Origin of the sequence: Lactiplantibacillus argentoratensis (assembly GCF_037290055.1) — a bacterium.
Lineage (GTDB): Bacteria > Bacillota > Bacilli > Lactobacillales > Lactobacillaceae > Lactiplantibacillus > Lactiplantibacillus plantarum.
This window is the reverse complement of sequence record NZ_CP147647.1, coordinates 1,893,564-1,911,791: the sequence shown is the minus strand read 5'-3', so window position 1 is coordinate 1,911,791 and position 18,228 is coordinate 1,893,564. Positions and strand designations below refer to the sequence as shown.

At 46.6% G+C, this 18,228-nt stretch carries 12 protein-coding genes; 11 read left to right on the top strand and 1 reads right to left on the bottom strand.

Going from position 1 to position 18,228, the window contains the following annotated elements; translation table 11 throughout:
- Positions 1–18 precede the first annotated feature (18 nt).
- The 9 genes from pgsA (at position 19) to V7R88_RS09010 (ending at position 15,691) form a co-directional block, all read left to right on the top strand.
- Positions 19–603 (top strand): CDP-diacylglycerol--glycerol-3-phosphate 3-phosphatidyltransferase, encoded by a 585-nt coding sequence (gene pgsA / locus V7R88_RS09050; protein ID WP_003641502.1) that lies wholly within the window; start codon positions 19–21, stop codon positions 601–603.
- A 267-nt stretch (positions 604–870) separates the two neighbouring features.
- Positions 871–2,133 (top strand): competence/damage-inducible protein A, encoded by a 1,263-nt coding sequence (locus V7R88_RS09045; protein WP_054398558.1) that lies wholly within the window; start codon positions 871–873, stop codon positions 2,131–2,133.
- Between the two features lie 91 nt (positions 2,134–2,224).
- Positions 2,225–3,367: a recombinase RecA gene (gene recA, locus V7R88_RS09040; RefSeq protein ID WP_054398556.1), complete on the top strand. Its 1,143-nt coding sequence runs from the start codon at positions 2,225–2,227 to the stop codon at positions 3,365–3,367.
- Positions 3,368–3,597: 230 nt separating this feature from the next.
- Positions 3,598–5,157, top strand: a complete 1,560-nt coding sequence (rny, locus tag V7R88_RS09035) for a ribonuclease Y (RefSeq protein ID WP_054398547.1) — start codon at positions 3,598–3,600, stop codon at positions 5,155–5,157.
- 124 nt (positions 5,158–5,281) lie between these two features.
- The gene (locus V7R88_RS09030; RefSeq protein ID WP_003641506.1) at positions 5,282–6,088 is read left to right on the top strand and encodes a TIGR00282 family metallophosphoesterase; all 807 of its coding nucleotides are present in this window, start codon (positions 5,282–5,284) and stop codon (positions 6,086–6,088) included.
- A gap of 27 nt (positions 6,089–6,115) precedes the next feature.
- Positions 6,116–8,806 (top strand): DNA mismatch repair protein MutS, encoded by a 2,691-nt coding sequence (mutS, locus tag V7R88_RS09025; protein WP_060599025.1) that lies wholly within the window; start codon positions 6,116–6,118, stop codon positions 8,804–8,806.
- A gap of 167 nt (positions 8,807–8,973) precedes the next feature.
- Positions 8,974–11,010, top strand: coding sequence for a DNA mismatch repair endonuclease MutL (mutL, locus tag V7R88_RS09020; RefSeq protein WP_057717942.1), 2,037 nt, complete (start codon positions 8,974–8,976; stop codon positions 11,008–11,010).
- Positions 11,011–12,073: 1,063 nt separating this feature from the next.
- Positions 12,074–12,406, top strand: coding sequence for a hypothetical protein (locus V7R88_RS09015; protein ID WP_152707414.1), 333 nt, complete (start codon positions 12,074–12,076; stop codon positions 12,404–12,406).
- A 216-nt stretch (positions 12,407–12,622) separates the two neighbouring features.
- A complete protein-coding gene (locus tag V7R88_RS09010) occupies positions 12,623–15,691 on the top strand; it encodes a YfhO family protein (protein WP_338816157.1) in 3,069 nt (1,022 codons plus the stop codon).
- Between the two features lie 116 nt (positions 15,692–15,807).
- Here the strand turns inward: V7R88_RS09010 and V7R88_RS09005 are convergent, their stop codons facing one another.
- Positions 15,808–16,332: a hypothetical protein gene (locus tag V7R88_RS09005; protein ID WP_057717939.1), complete on the bottom strand. Its 525-nt coding sequence runs from the start codon at positions 16,330–16,332 to the stop codon at positions 15,808–15,810.
- 185 nt (positions 16,333–16,517) lie between these two features.
- On the opposite strand from V7R88_RS09005, the gene V7R88_RS09000 reads away from it, so the two are divergent.
- Positions 16,518–17,483: an IS30 family transposase gene (locus V7R88_RS09000; RefSeq protein WP_033609918.1), complete on the top strand. Its 966-nt coding sequence runs from the start codon at positions 16,518–16,520 to the stop codon at positions 17,481–17,483.
- A 124-nt stretch (positions 17,484–17,607) separates the two neighbouring features.
- Positions 17,608–18,219, top strand: a complete 612-nt coding sequence (gene ruvA, locus V7R88_RS08995) for a Holliday junction branch migration protein RuvA (protein WP_054398534.1) — start codon at positions 17,608–17,610, stop codon at positions 18,217–18,219.
- Positions 18,220–18,228 lie beyond the last annotated feature (9 nt).

Sequence of the window (18,228 nt, the reverse complement as noted above, 5' to 3'; positions counted from 1 at the left end):
GCGGAGGAGGCGGGTACTTTGAATTTACCTAATAAATTAACGGTGTTTCGGATTATTCTGATTCCAGTTTTCATTCTTATTATGGTGTTACCCCTTAGTTGGGGACAGGTTGTGTGGGCTGGAACAACCATTCCGGTCACCCAAGTGGTTGCAACTGTCATTTTTGCGGTCGCGTCATTAACCGACTTAGCGGACGGCAAGATTGCCCGGGGCCAACACTTGGTTACGAATTTTGGGAAGTTTGCGGATCCATTGGCAGATAAGATGTTAGTGATGACCGCGTTCATCATTTTAGTTCGGCTAAATGCGGCTCCTGATTGGGTCGTTGCCATTATCATGTGTCGTGAACTCGCGGTGACGGGGTTACGGTTATTGATCGTTGAAAATAATGGTAAAGTGATGGCTGCTGCTATGCCCGGGAAGATTAAGACAACGACACAAATGATTGCCATCATCTTCCTGCTGCTGAACAATGTCTTATTTGCGGCAATCCACATTCCATTTGCGGCAATTATGTTATATATCTGCTTATTCTTCGTTATTTATTCTGGCATTGATTATTTTGTTCAGAATCGTGACGTGTTTGCAGATGGCTTCAAATAAATTAATCATGAGCGTCTCACCGAGTCTTGCATTCGGTGAGACGCTTTTGCATCTCGCCAAAGTATTGCACGCGTTAAGTGATCGTGACTCTGGTAGCTGATAATTATAATAATGAGTGGCGTTGGTTGGTTAGGTAAAATGGAGGTATTTGAAAATGCTAATCTTTTTAATGGGGTCACTCGTCATTTTCGTATATACTGAATGTAGGACGCTAATTGTCGCGCCCACACTGAGTGTAATCGATAGGATTACGGGGAGGCATATGGCATGCAAGCAGAAATAATCGCGGTTGGTACCGAGATTTTACTGGGCCAGATTACGAACACGAACAGTACGTACATCGCACGTGGATTGGCCGAATTAGGAATTGACAGCTATTATCAGACGGTGGTTGGTGATAACCCCCAACGTTTGTCAGCCGTCATTGAAATAGCGGCCCAGCGGAATGACTTAGTTATTTTAACGGGTGGTCTGGGGCCGACCAAGGATGACTTGACGAAACAGACGCTCGCACGTTATTTGAATGTTGCCTTGGTTGAGGATCGGGCAGCAATGCAAAAAATTACGGCTTGGTTTGCCGCTAATGACAAAGTAATGACGGCTAACAACCGATTACAGGCATTATACCCGGCAGGTGCCCAACCGCTGGCTAACCATAACGGAATGGCTGTTGGGGCGTTTTATCAATCAGAAAATAGTGCCGATTTCCTGTTATTGCCAGGACCACCCCGTGAGTTAGCCGCAATGTTTGATTCGGAGGCTAAACCGAAATTGGCAGCAGCATATGGGGAACAAGCCCGAATCTATTCGCGAGTGATGCGTTTTTATGGCATCAGTGAGTCTGAATTAGCGACCAGATTGCAATCCTTGATTGATAAGCAGCAGGCGGTTACGATCGCGCCCTATGCCAAGACTAACGAGGTTACCCTGCGGCTGAGTGCTCAAGCTGAGACGGAAGCGGCTGCTAAGGCCATGATCGATAAAGTTGACCACCAGATCAAAGCCACTATTGGGGCGTTCTTTTACGGCTATGGGGACGATAATTCATTGGTTGCCACCGTTATTAATCAAATGATTGCGGCTAAACTGAGCATTACGGCCGCGGAAAGCCTCACAGCCGGGCTGTTTCAGAGTACTATCGGCAGTGTGTCCGGGGTCTCCGCAATTTTTCCGGGCGGTTTTGTAACGTATGCGAATGAAGCCAAACATCAGCTAGTTAACGTTCCACAAGCGATTATCGATACTGAAGGCGTCGTTTCAGAAGCGACTGCTAAGGCCATGGCGAGCGGTGCCAAGCAGCAGCTTAATACTGCGGTTGGCATCAGCTTCACCGGTGTCGCCGGTCCCGGGACCTTGGAGGGACAACCAGCTGGGACGGTGTGGATCGGTCTTGCTTACCGGGATCAACCCGCGAAGGCCAAGCAGTATCATTTTGCTGGCAGTCGCCAACAAATCCGAACGCGCAGTGTGATGGCCGGATTAGACCTATTGAGACATGCACTAGACGCTGATACGGACTTGAAAAAATAATACGAACTTTTGTTCGCTTTTTGCTTGCAATTCTAACTTTGAACAGCTATGATATTAAGAGTTAGAAACGAGCACCAAAGGAGGAAATAATTTGGCTGATGCACGGAAAGCAGCACTAGATACTGCCCTAAAAAAGATCGAAAAGAATTTCGGTAAAGGGGCGATTATGCGGATGGGTGATGCTGCCCAGACGACCATCTCAACGATTTCAAGTGGATCGTTGGCCTTAGATGACGCGTTGGGTGTTGGTGGCTACCCACGTGGCCGGATCGTGGAAATCTATGGTCCTGAAAGTTCAGGTAAAACGACCGTAGCACTACATGCGGTTGCTGAAGTTCAAAAGCAGGGTGGCACGGCAGCGTATATCGATGCCGAAAATGCACTGGATCCCGTTTACGCGGAACACCTCGGGGTCAACATCGATGACCTCTTACTCTCACAACCAGACACTGGTGAACAAGGGCTTGAAATTGCAGATGCCTTAGTTTCCAGTGGTGCGGTCGACATTTTAGTCGTTGATTCAGTCGCGGCCTTAGTGCCACGTGCCGAAATTGAAGGTGAAATGGGTGACGCACACGTTGGGTTACAAGCGCGGTTGATGTCACAAGCCCTTCGGAAGTTATCAGGAACATTGAACAAAACGAAGACCATCGCGTTATTTATTAATCAAATTCGTGAAAAAGTCGGCGTGATGTTTGGTAATCCCGAAACGACTCCTGGTGGTCGGGCCTTGAAGTTCTACGCCACGATTCGTTTGGAAGTTCGGCGGGCAGAACAGATTAAGGAAGGAACCAATATTATTGGTAACCGTGTCCGGATCAAAGTCGTTAAGAACAAGGTTGCGCCGCCATTTAAGCGTGCTGAAGTGGATATCATGTATGGTCAAGGTATCTCACAAACCGGTGAAATTGTCGACATGGCAGCTGAAAAGGATATTGTCAAGAAGAGTGGTTCTTGGTATTCATATGGCGACGATCGCATTGGTCAGGGTCGTGAAAATGCCAAGAAGTATTTGGACGAGCATCCTGATGTCATGACGGAGATTCGTCAAAAAGTTCGTGATGCATACGGTATGGATGCAACCGGTGAGGAAGCAACTGAGGCCGATGATCAGGCTAAAGATGGCAAGGATAAGGGAACCGCTAAGAATGCTAACAAGGGTCAAAATAAGGCCACTAAGGCAACACCAGCGGAAACTGCTCTCGATCTCGGCGACCAACCAACCGAAAAGTAAACAGTTTGTTATGCAACGTCCAAAATATTTATTTTGGGCGTTTTTTGTGTACGCTTAGCTTGTTTGCACGACAAAAGTTGCCCGTCGAGACCGGTTGCCATAAGACTTTAAGTTGACACTATTCGTTTCTAACATTAGAATAACAAGTGTGTAAATAATCAAAATATAACATCTGAAAATTTGTAGTTGATTTTATGTTAACTGGATTTTGGTGGTGCGGAGGTGGAAACATGAATGTTTTCGGTATAATCCTCGCAGTCATCGCAATTGTTGTCGGTTATGGGATTGGTTACTATGTACGCAAGAACGTCCATGAAAAAGAATTGGACGTTGCCAAGAACACAGCCGAAGGTATTATTTCTGAGGCCAAACGGGCAGCGGAGACTCACAAGAAAGAAAAAGTCCTTGAAGCTAAGGAAGAGAGTCATCGTTACCGGGCTGAAGTTGAAGCGGAGTTAAAGCAACGCCGGAATGAAGTTCAAAAACAAGAAGACCGGTTGCTTCAACGTGAAGAAACTTTAGATCACAAAGAGAATACTTTTGAAAAGCGCGAAGATGCTTTAGGCAAAAAAGAAGATAAGATTGCCAATGAGCAAAAACGCGTTGAACAACAGCAACAAAGTGCAGCTTCACTAATCACGCAACGTCAAGCTGAGTTAGAACGGGTCGCCGCCTTGTCACAAGAGCAAGCACGCGACCAGATTTTGACCCAAACGCGCGAACAATTAACGCATGAACGGGCCGTGTTAATTAAAGAAAATACGGACGAAGTGAAAGCGCAGTCTGAAAAAGAAGCCAAAAACTTAATTGTCCAAGCGATTCAGCAAAGTGCTGCCGATATGGTTTCTGAAACCACGGTTTCGGTCGTTTCTTTGCCGAATGACGACATGAAAGGCCGAATTATCGGTCGGGAAGGTCGTAACATCCGAACGTTGGAAACGCTGACGGGTATTGATTTAATTATTGATGACACGCCAGAAGCCGTCGTTCTAAGTGGTTACGATCCGATTCGTCGTGAAATCGCGAAAATCGCGCTTGAAAAGCTAATTCAAGACGGGCGGATTCATCCAGCTCGGATTGAAGAAATGGTTGAAAAAGCACGTAAGGAAATGGACGAAAAAATCCGTGAAACTGGTGAACAAGCCGTCTTTGATTTAGGACTGCACGGGATGCATCCTGACTTGATCAAGCTTGTCGGTCGGTTGAATTATCGGACCAGTTATGGTCAAAATGTTTTGAATCACTCAATTGAAGTTGCGAAGTTGGCGGGCGTTTTAGCCGCCGAACTTGGTGAAGATGTTACACTCGCGAAACGCGCAGGATTATTACACGATATTGGTAAGGCCGTCGATCATGAGGTCGAAGGTTCCCACGTTGAAATTGGCGTGGAATTAACAACGAAGTACAAAGAGAGCCCCGTCGTGATTAACACGATTGCCTCCCATCATGGTGATGTGGAAGCGAAGTCGATTATCGCGGTGTTGGTTGCGACGTCTGATTCGATTTCAGCCGCCCGGCCAGGTGCTCGGAGTGAGTCGCTGGAGAATTATATTCATCGGCTCGAGAAGCTGGAAGCGATCGCTAATAATGAGGATGGCGTCAAGAAGAGCTATGCGATTCAAGCTGGTCGTGAAATTCGAGTCATCGTTAAGCCAAACGAGATTTCTGATTTACAGGCAACTGTTTTGGCGCACGATGTCAAAAAGCAGATTGAAAATGAACTTGAATATCCCGGTCATATTAAGGTTACGGTTATTCGGGAAGTTCGAGCAGTGGATTACGCTAAATAACCGGGAAGTGAGTTTAGGTCTTGACCTAAGCTCATTTTTTTAGTTGTCAGCAGAATTCAATCACGTTTTCAAGGCTAAATAATGCTAAAATAATTGGTATAACGTTAAAACAAGGGAGCAATCTATGCGAATTCTATTTGTTGGGGATGTCATGGGCAATGTCGGTCAAACGGCGGTCACCACGTACTTACCTAAGTTAAAACGGCGCTACAAGCCACAAGTTACTATTGTTAATGGGGAGAATGCCACCCGCGGCCGTGGCATTAATCAAGAAGTGTATAAGGACATCTTGACTGCGGGGGCTGATGTCATTACGATGGGCAACCACACTTGGGATAATAATGAAATTTTTGATTTTATTAATGGTGCTAAGAAGTTGATTCGCCCGTTGAATTTTCCGCCAGCGACGACTCCGGGGGTTGGTTATACGATCGTGAAGGTCAATACGGTGAAGTTGGCCGTGATTAATCTTCAAGGAAACGTGTTTATGGGGCAAAATTTAGCGGATCCTTTTACGACTGTCCAACCATTGGTCGAGCAATTGCGGGAAGAGACACCTAACATCTTCATCGACTTTCACGCTGAAACGACAAGCGAAAAAGAAGCCATGGCGTGGTATTTGGATGGTCAGGTAAGTGCGGTGGTCGGTACCCATACCCATGTGCAGACGAGTGATGAACGCGTATTGCCTAATGGGACGGCCTTTTTGAGTGACGTTGGCTTTACCGGCCCGTATAATGGTATTTTAGGGATGACCCGTGAGAACGTTATTCAGCGTTTCTTGGAACAAATGCCGACCCGCTTCAACGTGCAAGAAGATAGTCCGGCTGTGTTGTCGGGTTGTGTGATCGACGTTGATGGACAGAGTGGTCGGGCGAAAAAGATTGCCCGGATTTTGATTAATCCGGATCACCCATATTTTGATGATTAAGATTGACGATAGAAAGTAGGATTAAGCGTGCCACAGAAAACAAAAGATACACCGATGATGCGTCAATATTTTGCAGTGAAAAATCAATATCCCGATGCGTTTTTATTTTACCGACTTGGTGATTTTTATGAAATGTTTTTTGATGACGCGATTAAAGGTGCTCAGTTATTAGAGTTGACCTTGACGACGCGGAATCATTCGGCGGAAAATCCCATCCCGATGTGTGGTGTACCCCATCGAGCTGTGCAAAATTATATTGATATTTTAGTAGACAAGGGCTATAAAGTCGCCATTTGTGAACAGATGGAAGACCCTAAACTAGCGAAGGGCATGGTTAAACGCGAAGTGATTCAGCTCGTGACACCTGGTACGACGTTGGAGCGGGGCGCGGAACAAGCTAAGACGAACAATTACTTGACTGCGCTGATTCAGCGTGACCAACAATATGGGTTTGCGTATGCTGACTTGTCAACTGGGGAACTGAAAACGAGTGTCTTAACAACTAATGATACTTTAATTAACGAGCTGACTAGCTTACAGACTAAAGAAATTGTGGTCGACGATTCGGTTCCTAGTGACCTGCGCGATCAGATTAAGGCGCTAGGAATTCTAATTTCAGAACAGAACAATGTCACTCCTCAGGCTGAACTGAGTTACTTAACGCAAGACTTGACGGTCGACCTGGAACAACAGGTCGTGGAACGGCTATTGATGTATATTACGGTGACGCAAAAACGGAGTCTCGCGCACTTACAAAAAGCGATTGCTTACGAACCGTCATACTTCCTGAAACTTGACCATAATTCTAAGTATAACTTGGAACTAATGAAATCCATCCGAACTGGTAAAAAGCAGGGGACCCTGTTATGGCTATTAGATGAAACTAAGACGGCGATGGGCGGACGACTATTAAAGCAGTGGATCGACCGGCCATTGATCGTGAAGGCCGATATTGAAACGCGTCAAAATAAGGTTGCCACGCTACTGGATCATTATTTTGAACGTAGCAACTTACAAGAAGAGTTGACTAAAGTTTATGACTTGGAGCGTTTAGCTGGCCGGGTGGCTTTTGGTAGCGTGAATGGTCGTGACTTAGTGCAACTCAAGACATCCTTACGGCAGATTCCAAAGATTCGGTATATCTTATCGGAATTAGACACACAGGTATTTAATGATGAAGTTAATCAGCTGGATCCAGTCGAAGACGTTGCGGATTTAATTGACGCGGCAATCGTTGAAGACGCGCCTTTGTCAGTAACGGACGGTGGGGTCATCAAGGACGGTTATAATGAGCAACTCGATCAGTACCGGGATGCGATGAATAATGGGAAAAAATGGATTGCTGAGTTAGAAGCCCAAGAACGGGCGACAACCGGTATCAAGAATCTAAAAATTGGCTTTAACCGGGTCTTCGGCTATTATATTGAAGTTACGAAGGCTAACTTGGCCCAATTACCGAAGGACCGCTATGAACGTAAGCAAACGTTAACGAATGCTGAACGCTTTAGTACTCCTGAACTGAAATCGCATGAAAGCCTGATTTTAGAAGCTGAGAGCCATTCTACGGATCTTGAGTATCAACTCTTCACGAAAGTACGTGAAACGGTTAAGAAGGCAATTCAGCGGCTACAAACATTGGCAAAGGCGGTTGCGGCAATCGATGTCTTGCAAAGTTTCGCCGTCGTTAGTGAAGATTACCACTTTGTTCGACCGAAATTAACTAAGTCCCACGATTTAAAAATCGTTGATGGTCGCCATCCGGTCGTTGAAAAAGTGATGGGCAACCAGAGTTACGTCCCAAATAACGTGATGATGTCACCTGATGAGACGGTCCTTTTGATTACTGGTCCTAACATGTCCGGTAAAAGTACGTACATGCGTCAATTAGCATTGACGGTCATCATGGCGCAAATTGGTTGTTTTGTCCCGGCTAAATCAGCGCAACTTCCGATTTTTGACCAGATTTTTACACGCATTGGTGCCACGGATGACTTAATTTCCGGTCAAAGTACGTTTATGGTGGAGATGCAGGAAGCTAATAATGCCTTGCAACATGCGACGGCTAATAGTTTAGTTCTGTTTGACGAAATTGGCCGGGGGACGGCGACTTACGATGGGATGGCGCTTGCCCAAGCCATTATTGAGTTTGTGCATAACCACATTCATGCCAAGACACTGTTCTCGACGCATTATCACGAGTTGACTGCGTTAGATCAAGAATTATCTGGGTTACGAAACGTGCATGTCGGTGCGACTGAACAGGATGGTGAACTCGTCTTCTTGCATAAAGTCGAGCCCGGAGCCGCTGATAAGTCTTACGGGGTGCACGTTGCCAAGTTGGCTGGGATGCCGACGAGTTTATTGCAACGCGCCAATAAGATCTTAACGAGTTTGGAAAACCAAACGAGTACGGTGTCAACGACGGCGGCTTCGATTGCTGCAAGTGATGCAGCCAACAGCGTGGCGCCTAACACAACGGCTTCAATGCCGGTTGAGTCCGCCGATGAGCCGCAGCCTGTAGAATCGGAGACCCCGGTAGCCGAAGCTCCGGTCGCTGAATCCGGTGATGAACAGCTGTCGTTATTTGCTGAGCCGGCGGTGACGGATACGAAGGGTGAAAAGGTTTTACAACAGTTAAAGACGTTGAACTTGATGGCGATGACTCCGATGGATGTAATGAACCAGCTGTATAAATGGCAACAAAAATTAGGCAAGTAGGCGCATTTTAACTCATCATAAATGAGCGCAATAAGCTGTTATGATGAGCTATTGGTGCGTCTGACGGACAGGTAGGTCGACACTAGTCAGTTATTGCTAGTTGTGGTAATCGAAAATGTTCGTTCAGGACACGAGCTTAATTATTTTATGTGAAAGGACCGATGGAAATGGGAAAAATTCATGAGTTATCTTCTGTGCTGGCCGACCAGATTGCTGCCGGCGAAGTTGTGGAGCGGCCCGCCTCGGTCGTTAAAGAACTGGTTGAAAATGCTGTTGATGCGCACGCGACGCAGGTTGATATTTTGGTGCAAGAGTCGGGTGTTCAGTCAATTCGGGTTATCGATGACGGTGACGGTATTGATGACGCTGAAGTCCTGACCGCTTTTAAACGGCATGCGACGAGTAAGATCACATCACGTGAAGATTTGTTTCGCGTCCATTCTTTAGGTTTTCGCGGTGAGGCGTTGCCAAGTATTGCTTCAGTAGCGGACGTGGTGATGAATACGAGTACCGGCGCCACTGGGACGAGTATTCATTATCGCGGCGGTAAACTATTACAACAATCGCCCGCTCCGTTGCGGCAAGGGACGGACATTACCGTCACTGATTTGTTTTTTAATACACCTGCGCGACTAAAATATTTGAAGTCCCCCCAAACGGAATTAGCGAATATTTTAGACGTGGTTAACCGCATCGCACTTAGCTATCCAGCGGTAGCATTTCGGTTAGTTCATAATGCGAAAGAGCTACTAAAAACGGCTGGTCGCGGTGACTTACAACAAGTCATTGCTGGTATTTACGGTGTCCAAAATGCGCGCAAGATGGTTGCCATTCAAGGATCGACCACTGATTTTAAATTGAGTGGCTTTGTGGCTTTACCTGAGCTGACGCGGGCCAGTCGCCAGTATATTACTGTTCTGATTAATGGTCGTGCTATCAAGAACCAGCAATTGACCAAAGCCGTCATCAAAGGTTACGGTTCTAAGTTGATGGTCGGCCGTTATCCAATCGCGGTGATCGCTTTAACAATGGATCCTTTATTGGTGGACGTCAATGTTCATCCCACGAAACAGGAAGTTCGTTTGAGTAAGGAACCAGAATTGGCCAAACTGATCAGCACCACGATCACCGAGCGATTAGTGGATGTGAACTTGATTCCGTCAGCATTGACCAATCTTGGCAGTCACCGGCGAGAACATCTAAATACGGACCAGCTCGCAATGAATCTGAACGCCGCTTCATCACAGTATCAGGTGACGGATAAGACGACGCCGACTTCGACTGAACAGTTTGCAGCCTCGCTGGCAGCGGCAACCATGCAGCCCAGCTCGGCAACGGCCATGATGAGTACCACTTCCGCACAGTCGTCAACGGTAAGTCCTGCTGCGACTAGTGCCACTATTCCAGCCGAATCACCAGTAAGTTCTGCCACCCAACCAATCATGATCAGTAGTCGCGACGGACTCACAACTGCACCGGTACAAACATTTGACCAGCGTTACCAGTCCGAATCAGCGGCCTTACCCTTTGGTGAACCCGCTGAACCACTTGCAAGCAGTTCAGCTGCGAGCGCACCGACTAGCGAAGCACCAGGCACAGAACGCTTCCCACAGTTACGTTATCTTGGTCAGATGCACGGGACTTATTTGTTAGCTGAGGCGGATGATGGCATGTACATTTTGGATCAGCACGCGGCCCAAGAACGCATTAATTACGAATATTATCGCCAAGCGATAGGCGAGGTCAGTGCGGATCAACAAAATCTACTGGTTCCGATTATTTTAGACTACCCGACGAGCGACGTTTTAAAAATCAAGGAAAAATTGCCACTATTAGCCGAACTAGGAATTCATCTGGAATCATTCGGCGGCAACAGCTTCATCGTCCATGCCCACCCAACCTGGTTCAAAGCGGGGCAAGAAGAGGATACGATTCGTGAAATGATTGACTGGATCCTTCAGGATGATAAATTGACGGTCGCCCAATTTCGGGAAAAGTCGGCCATCATGATGTCCTGCAAACGGGCCATCAAAGCCAATCATCATTTGGATGATCAGCAGGCGCGCGCCTTACTAGCCAAGTTACCGACTTGCGAGAATCCGTTCAACTGCCCGCACGGCCGCCCCGTGACGGTTCACTTCACGAATTCAGACATGGAACGGATGTTCAAACGAATCCAAGACAGTCATGAAGCACGTGATTAAATTGTTTTACCCGTTGCTTAATCATGAATCATGATTAAAACTGGCCTAATTTTAGTAGGATTCCTGTTCGTCAGCCGGTGCGCGTCCTATTCCGACCTCCGGGGCTGGGTGACAATTGCTGGAACGCAGCCGACGTCGATTTGAGCCCGTGCACAACCCGCCCGGTCTCAAATACGAGTCTTATTCTAAGCCGGAAGAAATGCACTTCCAGCTAAGAATAATTTGGCTACTGAGCATTGTCACCCAGCCCCTCCAGTCGGTAAGCCGCTCGAATGGCTGATGAACGGCCACTTAACTTGGTACAATTGGTCGCTGACTATTTTGATAATAGAACTTTAAACGAGACTTTAAGGTTACATTAACCACTTTGTCGAGACGTTCGATTATTACTATAGTGATTTCGAAATAGTGAGCTATCAAAATGTCATTTTCTGCCTGACAGTTGCTCGACAAAATTACTGTTTATGAAGAAAAGTGATAAGTCCAATAAAAGTTGGGTACATCTCCGTCTGCCATTCGAATACCATCCCGACTGGAAGGCGTTTCTGACAATGCCCAGTGGTGAAATTTCACTTAGCAAGCGTTCCTTGCTTGGTTAGTGAAAGGCCAGTATTTAAGACGTGGGCTTCGGCTTAAATCTGTGCCCACCACGTTCCGGCAATTGGCAGAAATGCCTGGAAGTCGGCGTAGGACGAACCAACCAAAAAAGTTTACGCTAACTCGAACTGTTTCCAGCGGGCCTAAGCTGGCTGGTTTTGAACTTACACAACCAGCACGTTTTAATCATGATTAATACTGAATGATCATGAATTGAATATGTTATCGAAGAAAATAATAATGTTGAGCAGTCCCTGGGTTAGAAACCTGGGGACGCTTTTATTTGTCGCTGATGTGGCGGTTTAACGATAACTTTAAGCTTGGGAGAACGGAACTCGCGACGATAATTCGAGTTGTGAAATTTCGGATTGAATTGGCTGAAATAGTTAGCTATCATTAATTAAAACGAGTGGTTGGTGTGTATCGGAGGACCACTTAACATGATTGGGAGTTGATTAGTGTGGATATGACGAAACTTTATTATCGCCAGGTTTATTCAGCGTACTGTTTTTTGGCCGACCTGCCAGAGGCCACGCCCGCATTCATGGCGGGGCGCAAGACGTTGTGGGAATTAAATGCGCATCCAAGTGCGCGGGACGCCAAATTGATTACGCTGAATTTATATGAGCAAGTTGCTGCTTTTGAGCTCGATCCTAACCGTCATGATCAAGCGGCAATCGCTACGATCAATTTGCAACGGGATAATGCCGTGAGTGGATTACAGCCCTTAGTGCGGCTGTTTGGGAGTTATCCGGCGACTACTAAGATTGAAACCTTGGATAATTGGGATTGGCGTTAGGTGTTGGCTGGGAGTCGGAAGGGGTGTGTGTTCAGTAATCGACTTGTGACTTGGAGATTGAACTGAAGCGACGCGGCGGCCGTGCACACGAATTTATTAAGATTTAGGTTGAACGTCACGAGGTGAAAATGTTCATGGTAAAATAGGAACATTGTTTGTGATGGCAAAATATGGGGATTGCGTCATCGACGTAATTACAAGATAGGGGCACCTGATTTGAAGACAGTACGGAAGATACCACTAGTTGTCTGGTATACGGCGATGTTCGTGGTTATTGCGACGATTACTTACAGCGGGCTTTTCTTAGCCGGCCGAACATTAATCTGGGAAGTGGATGGCATCGCCCAACACTTCCCAATCTTATTGGAATTTCAACGGATCTTACAGCACCACCCACAACAATTATTCAGCTGGTCATGGAATCTCGGCTTGGGGGCCGATCAGCTGACGACTTTTTCCTACTACGTGGTCGGTGATCCGTTTAATTACCTAGTGGCGTTTGTTTCGCGCGCCCATTTGGAATGGGCTTACCAGGCGTTGATTCTGCTACGACTGTACTTCGTGGGGCTGGCTTTTCTAGGTTTTAGCCGGCAGTTCAAGTTTAAACGTGTGAGTCAACTCATTGGGGCCTTGACGTATACGTTTACCGCGTACACGTTCTATGTCGGAATGCACCACCCGTTTTTCTTGTTACCAATGATTTGGTTCCCACTACTTTGTTGGGCAATCGAGCGGGTGCTGCGGGGACGCCACTGGTTACCACTCAGTCTGATTACCGCCGTCGTTATTTTGAGTAACTTTTACTTTGCGTACCTACTCGCGTTGGGTGGCCTGATTTACGCTCTGGTTCGATACTGGTCACGGCGTCGCGACCATTTAGCAATGCGGTCGTTTGGTCAGTTGTTCTGGCGATTGCTGGTAGCAGTTGGCCTCGGTGTCATGATGGCCGGTGTCCTGCTGGTGCCTTCACTTCTCGCGATGTTGACGGCTACGCGTGCCAGCTTTAACTTTGCGAATGGCTTGACGAGTTATCCAATCAATTATTATGTTAATTTGCCCAATCGGTTGTTGACGAATGGGGGTAGTGTTCAATACTGGGTGACCCTCGGGTTGAGTAGCATTAGCTTTATTGCAATTATTTACACACTACGTCATTTTAAACGCTATTGGGTACTCAATTGGGTGCTAGTCGTGATGATGATAGGTATTCTGTTGCCTCAATTTGCGGCTGTATTCAACGTTTTTTCCACACCATCCAATCGATGGTTGTTGATGGCAACGCTCGTATTCGCCTACGCGACGATGGCCTTCATGGATCAAGTTACCGCGTTGACCGCGGCTGATTTGAAATGGTTGGCGGGTATTAGTGGTGGTCTACTTGTCGTTATTTGGTTAATCAATGGGTTTTATCTCAATATCCGCAAACATGATATTGCGACGTACCTTATCTTATTAGCGTTCATTGGGATCCTGCTGGCCAAACGCTCGTTAAAATTAACTAATCGCCAATTCTACGTGTTATTGTTGGGCGTCGTCACGTTGAACCTCGCGAACAACGGCCTCGGTTGGTTGAGTATCAATACAAATTCTAATAGTACCGAACAGTTGCGGCAGGGTGCGGCAATGAAGTGGGTCAAGAATTATTTTGATGGTGCACAGAAAAGTTTGTCCACCACTGGTCAATTTTACCGGACGGCTTTAGCGCCCAACTATTACACGATGCGTTCGGCTGAGAGCGATGTACCGATGGTTCTCGGAACCCACACGGTTGGCTCATACTTTTCAGTTCAAAATGGTTATGTGGGCGCATTTAGTCAGGCCTTAGGCAACTCCGAGTACGCGATGAACTCGCCACTTGGTTCGTTGGACGGTCGGACGACGATGTATAACTTATTAGGTGTTAAATATTTATTTGCACGTGAGGACCAGTTGAAGAACCAAGCCTTACCAGCCGGATATGAGGTTGTTAAGATGAAGACTGGGGAACCGAAGATCTTTGCAGATAAATTTATTTATGGCATGAGTAATCATACAGGTACCATCCTATTAAAGTCTAAGAATGCGTTGCCGTTAGTTTATACACAACGGCATCAAATTAGTCAGCGACAATTTAATCAGCTAAGCGCTGTTGACCGCGAACAAGCTTTGTTGCAAGGTGCAGTCACGACGAAACCGGTTAGTGGTGTCAAAACTGTCAAACCGACCGTTACTGGGAAAAACGTCGCTTACACGGTGCAAGCGGACACGACGAACGTTCTGGATACGTTGGACAAAGTGATTATTTACCGGAATCAACACGCGACCGGGGCGTCGAACAACGTGTTGACTAAGTTACCGGCAGATACGATCACACTAACGCCGGAACAACGGGAAAGCCTGACGCCGGCAACTGGTCTGACGAAACCGTCAAACCGTGTGTTGAACTTGATTGCGGCGAATCAAAAGCTGGTCCAAAAAAATCAGGAAAACAACGCCAACGGGTTAACAAGCATGGTCAGTGATGTCCAAGGACACCAGATGCCGTACCAATTGACTATTCAGCATCCTAAGAAGTATCGAAATACGGAACTCTATCTCGTGCTAGATGGCATCAGCTATCGGCGTTCCTCAATCAAGCACGCCCTGACCACGAGTCAAAATACCAACGTATTCACGGCTCGTCCGTATACCAAGGTCGATTATTTGAATGATGTCCGCGATGGCCTGAAAGGTAATTTAAGCGCCAGTGGGTATTCCCTAACTGCGCAGACAACGGATAATTTGACAAGTTTTAGTCAGTTGGGCACCACGAATATGTCAGACTATGAGCCACGGACATCAGCGGTGATCAACTTAGGGTATAGCAAACACGCCCGTAAGCTGATCACGTTGAACTATACGAGTATTCGTAGTTTACATTTTAAATCCGCTAAATTGATTGCGGTGCCGCTTGGGAAGACTTATCGTCAGCGGACGCGACAACTACAGGCAAGTGGGTTGAAGCATCAGCAAGTAACCAACGATCAGATTACGGGTACGACGACAACTAACGCAGCGACCCTGCTGACGACGTCAATTCCTTATTCAACTGGTTGGCAGCTACAGGTTGATGGCCGGACCGTTAAGACTCAAGTTGTCAATAAAGGGTTTGTGGGGGCCAAATTGACAGCCGGTCACCACCGAATTCGATTGACGTATCATACACCAGGGTTAAAAATCGGCGTCTGGTTGAGTTTCATTGGTGGTGTAATTAGTATACTGATTGCATGCTGGTGGTGGATTCGCAAACGTGGCCGGTCACTTTAGCTGAGTATATGGGTACTAAATAGGCTTCTTAGGAATCAACCTTGATTCCTAAGAAGCCTATTTAGTGTTTTGCCGCAATTAAACGGCATCAGCGCGAAGTTGCTCATTGATGGTCATTAAGGCTGAGCAGGGGTTGCCAACGCAATCAGCTGGTCGGGAATGGCTGGTGCGGTGGCAAACTTTTGCCATTCACTGGTTGACACTAACATGACGAGTGGGGTACTGACTGTCGTTAACCACGTTTTTTGTGGCGTCACGGGAGCCATTGCCGTCGTAATATCGGTATTAACCTCGGGTTCAGTAATTTGCCAGAGTCGATGTGTCACTTGAGCGGTGTCCATCACTTCAACAATTGGGGCAAAGTGGCCGACCCAGTCGTCAATCAGCATTTCAATAACGGGTTGCTGTGGGTAGAGTACCGTGTTGATTGCGCCGGGCACCATGGTCGTCACGGTTTGATCAACCGGCCAGCTGGCAATTAGGCGCCACTGGTGAACGCCGTTTAGCGTGAGCTCGTACCAGTAATAGCTGGCTTCGGTTGTCATCACTGTATCCTGGCTGTCCCAATTGGTAACAGCCGTTTGAATTTTAGTTTGACCAGTCGCGGTCGGTAGCACCGCTTTAAACGGTTTGAGTTGCATAGCGAGACCTCCCTAGGAATTTGAGCATAGCATGATGTTCACGTGTCAGCAAGTATTTCTTGTTGCGAGCGTCGGCAATTACGGTTGAATTTAGTTAACCCGGTTTGTAAAATTAAGTTAGAAATTTAAAAAGCCATTTGTGATAGACTTTTGAGTGTCAAAATCAAAAGAAAGGCTGATCACAAATGACCTATACTCATCTTACCATAGACGAACTTGCCACAATTTATTCTTTTTGGAAACTCGGTAAAAAGGCTTATCTAGTGGCCCCAGCGCTCCATCGGAGTGCTGAAACTGTGTATCGTATTTATCGGTTTCTTGACGCTGGCGGTACGATTATTGATTACCAATGCCACTATCGAAAGCATAAACAACATTGTGGGCGTAAACCAATTCAACTACGCCCTGATGAACTGGCCTATATTCAAGCCAAAACTCAAGCTGGTTGGCAACCAGATACCATTATTAATCGCCAAGAACGGGCTTTCAGCTGTGGGGTTCGAACCCTTTACCGCCTTTTCAAACGCGGTGTTTTGGGGTTGTCGACCAAAGATTTACCGATGCACGGCAAACGGCACCCTAATGGTTACATTGAACGCCGTGGGAAAGCGGGTCAATTGGGCAGGGATTTAAAGAATCGTTATCAGGACTATCCTAATTTTAATCAAGAATTCGGCCATTTAGAAGGTGACACGGTTCAAGGTAAAAACCATCAGGGTGCGGTAACCACGCTGGTTGAACGACAAACTAAGGTCGCAATTGTGCTGAATTCGCATACCAAGTCGGCACACGATGTCAATCGTAGTTTAGCAGGATGGCTTTCGAAGCTGCCACGACACCTATTTAAGTCAATTACGTTTGACAATGGTAAGGAGTTCGCCGGTTGGCGAACCATTGCTAACCAATTTGATTTAAATATTTACTTTGCCGCTGTCGGAGCACCCAATCAACGTGGTTTAAATGAGAACACCAATGGTCTGCTGCGTAAAGATGGTTTACGTCACAATCTTATTATGGACCAGCTATCAGATAGATTTGTTCAAGCAGTTGCCAGTCGACGAAACCACATCCCACGAAAAAGTTTGGGTTACCAGACACCTCTGGAAGCATTCATCAGTCAGATTACAGATGAACAGTTAAAAAATTTCTAACTTAATTTGACAATTCGGGTAACATTAAAATTTGGTTTTTATCGGTGCACCAGTGTTAAGCCACTGTGAAAATGTGGTACAATTTAGCAAGCAAACATACGTTTTATTTAAAGGAGTTTTTTCGGTGTACGAATATTTTCTCGGTCAAGTGACCGATGTAACCCCCGGTTATGTAGTGATTGAGGTCAGCGGCATTGGTTACAAAGTGCTAACGGCTAATCCATATCGTTACCAGGTGGGCGCAGCAGCAGTTAAGATGTATATCCACCAAGCCGTCAGCGAGAATGGCATGAGTCTTTTTGGCTTTTTTGATGCTGACGAGAAGGCGTTGTTCGAAAAGTTGCTTGGGGTTTCGGGAATTGGTCCGAAGTCGGCACTCGCGATTTTAGCTAACAATGACCATGCGGGGCTGATTCAAGCCATCAATCAAGAGAACGCTACTTACTTGACGAGCTTTCCCGGTGTGGGCAAGAAGACCGCCCAACAAATCGTGCTGGATTTGAAAGGCAAGTTAAATGATCTGAACGTCGACGTGACTGGTCAAACCGCGCTTGATGTGGATGCACCTGCCGTTGACGGTGCGTTAGCCGATGCGTTGGCAGCCTTAGAAGCGCTCGGTTATTCGAAGGCCGACGTCAAGAAAGTCACTAAGAAATTGGAGACGTTTAGTCAGACTCAGGGGGCTGATACCAACACCTTACTGAGTGAAGGACTACGACTATTGATGAAGAAGTAGATGGGAGGG

Excerpts from the sequence above, each read along its gene's own strand:
- V7R88_RS09045 (WP_054398558.1), top strand. The coding sequence starts at position 871 with ATGCAAGCAGAAATAATCGCGGTTGGTACCGAGATTTTACTGGGCCAG.
- rny (WP_054398547.1), top strand. The coding sequence starts at position 3,598 with ATGAATGTTTTCGGTATAATCCTCGCAGTCATCGCAATTGTTGTCGGT.
- V7R88_RS09030 (WP_003641506.1), top strand. The coding sequence starts at position 5,282 with ATGCGAATTCTATTTGTTGGGGATGTCATGGGCAATGTCGGTCAAACG.
- mutL (WP_057717942.1), top strand. The coding sequence starts at position 8,974 with ATGGGAAAAATTCATGAGTTATCTTCTGTGCTGGCCGACCAGATTGCT.
- V7R88_RS09015 (WP_152707414.1), top strand. The coding sequence starts at position 12,074 with ATGACGAAACTTTATTATCGCCAGGTTTATTCAGCGTACTGTTTTTTG.
- V7R88_RS09005 (WP_057717939.1), bottom strand. The coding sequence starts at position 16,332 with ATGCAACTCAAACCGTTTAAAGCGGTGCTACCGACCGCGACTGGTCAA.
- V7R88_RS09000 (WP_033609918.1), top strand. The coding sequence starts at position 16,518 with ATGACCTATACTCATCTTACCATAGACGAACTTGCCACAATTTATTCT.